This is a genomic window from Bacillus sp. AFS073361 (assembly GCF_002567005.1).
Lineage (GTDB): Bacteria > Bacillota > Bacilli > Bacillales > Cytobacillaceae > Neobacillus.
Genome location: NZ_NUZU01000130.1, coordinates 1 through 248, shown reverse-complemented (window position 1 = coordinate 248; position 248 = coordinate 1). Strand labels below are relative to the sequence as shown.

Genomic DNA, 248 nt, shown 5'->3' with positions numbered 1-248 from the left:
GCGCAGGCTTCAGCAGGGAAAAATTATCCCGAAGCGGTTGCCGGGTCGCTGGAAGTTTATAAGCACGCTGGTTTTACTCAGATTTACCGTGTTTATAACAATTCTCGCAGCTATATCCGCACCATTTATGGCGGTGTGTGGACTGCCTGGACAAAACAATATGATGTTGCGAACAAACCGACACCTGCCGAAATTGGTGCGCTCGCGAGTAATGGCAATGCTGTTTCTGCAACCCGACTACTTAACGC

General features: G+C 49.2%; 1 protein-coding gene. It reads left to right on the top strand.

Features of this window, described 5'->3' with window-relative positions; translation table 11 throughout:
* Nucleotides 1-248: pyocin knob domain-containing protein (locus tag COJ96_RS25665; protein ID WP_218936533.1), on the top strand; the 248-nt coding region annotated here is incomplete at both ends.